Origin of the sequence: Methylobacterium sp. V23, from assembly GCF_002917135.1 — a bacterium.
In the GTDB taxonomy this organism is placed as follows: Bacteria; Pseudomonadota; Alphaproteobacteria; order Rhizobiales; family Beijerinckiaceae; genus Methylobacterium.
Map to the genome: position 1 here is coordinate 1 of NZ_PDHT01000119.1, position 1,304 is coordinate 1,304.

The 1,304-nt window shown below is 59.5% G+C and carries 2 protein-coding genes; both read left to right on the forward strand.

All coding sequences use genetic code 11. The features are described from left to right. Window positions 1-375: 375 nt before the first annotated feature. Window positions 376-591 carry a hypothetical protein gene (locus CRT23_RS27530; protein WP_103712633.1) on the forward strand — a complete coding sequence of 72 codons (216 nt, stop codon included), beginning with the start codon at window positions 376-378 and terminating at the stop codon, window positions 589-591. Between the two features lie 253 nt (window positions 592-844). Beyond that, window positions 845-1,126 carry a DUF2312 domain-containing protein gene (locus CRT23_RS27535; RefSeq protein WP_103712634.1) on the forward strand — a complete coding sequence of 94 codons (282 nt, stop codon included), beginning with the start codon at window positions 845-847 and terminating at the stop codon, window positions 1,124-1,126. Window positions 1,127-1,304 lie beyond the last annotated feature (178 nt).

The following is a 1,304-nucleotide window of genomic DNA, read 5'->3' on the forward strand; positions in this document are numbered from 1 at the left end:
CAGGTAGCGGTTAAGCGCAGGCTCAGGCGGCGTGATCCACTGCTCAGTAGCTTGGCAGTTCCTGACGGCAGACATGCAGCAGCTCCTCGGTTATCCGCAGGCGACCCCAGATACCCACGCAATGCGCTCAAACCAGGCTGTTCCTCGGGCGCCTTGCGGAACGGGATTAAACAGATCGCCGAACCTCTGTCCATGCAAAATAGCGCGCCGCAGGTGGATACCGCCGCATTATACTACTCGAAAGTAGGGGCTCAGCCTGCTTACAGGCCCCCTCATGCACCCAGCGAATGACTGGTATTTGGCATCTGGCATACCAAACGTGGCAGTGCGGTGTCATAGATGCTGCAACGCAAACGACCTCCCGGGCTTCGCACCATGATCACCCTGCTTCTTGCCGTTCTCGCTGCCGGCATCGCCAACATTGCGCTGGTGGCCTTCGTGGCTGACCGCTTTAGCCCTAAGGGTGGCGCTTCTCCCTCAGCAGGCGAGCTTGTGGCCGCCACGCAGGGCGCTCCTACTTCTGCAAAGACCCGCGCTGTTAAGGTCGGAAACGAGAACGCTTCGGCTGGCATTGCTACGGTCGCCGCCTAAGCGAGCTTCGGCACCACACACTGAAGCTGTTTGGTCGAGAGCCCTGCCAGTCACTGGCGGGGCTTTTTCTATTTTCTCCCTGGCACACCTACACGACCAGAGAATGGCTCTGACTCCTTCTCTGGAACGCAACGATGGTTGCGCGCGAGACGGGCTCTGCCTTGCTGGGAAACGGCATACCTTACGAGGCACCTTAACCTCTCGCTTACCCAAACCCACGAGGTTGCGGGTCGGAACAGCCCAGGGAGAGAGCATGTCCGACACCATCGACACCGTTGGCGTTGCCGGCGACCGTATCCGCTCGATCATCGAGCGCGTCGAGAAGGTCGAGGAAGAGATTAAGGACCTTATGGAAACCAAGAAGGAGATCTTCCTGGAGGCCAAAGGCGAGGGCCTCGACGTAAAGATTCTCAAAGAAATCCTGAAGCTGCGCAAATTGGATCAAGACGAGCGGGACGAGCACGAGACCCTGCTCGACGTCTACATGCGTGCGATGGATGCTCCGAGCGCCGCGCCGATGGCCGAGGCTGCCTGAGCGGCAATCGAGAACGTTACCGAGCGCTGAGCTGTCGTGGGGGTCATAGGATCTCTACGGCAGCGCGCATCATCTCGTCATTCACGTCGATGTAGCACTGCGTGGTCGAGAGATGCCGGTGCCCAGCGAGCATCATCATCGCTTTGGGCGAGATCCCGGCGTGAGCCAGCCGCGTTAT

What these genes read in the sequence shown, in the direction of transcription:
- CRT23_RS27530 (WP_103712633.1), top strand. Translation starts at nt 376, where the DNA reads ATGATCACCCTGCTTCTTGCCGTTCTCGCTGCCGGCATCGCCAACATT.
- CRT23_RS27535 (WP_103712634.1), top strand. Translation starts at nt 845, where the DNA reads ATGTCCGACACCATCGACACCGTTGGCGTTGCCGGCGACCGTATCCGC.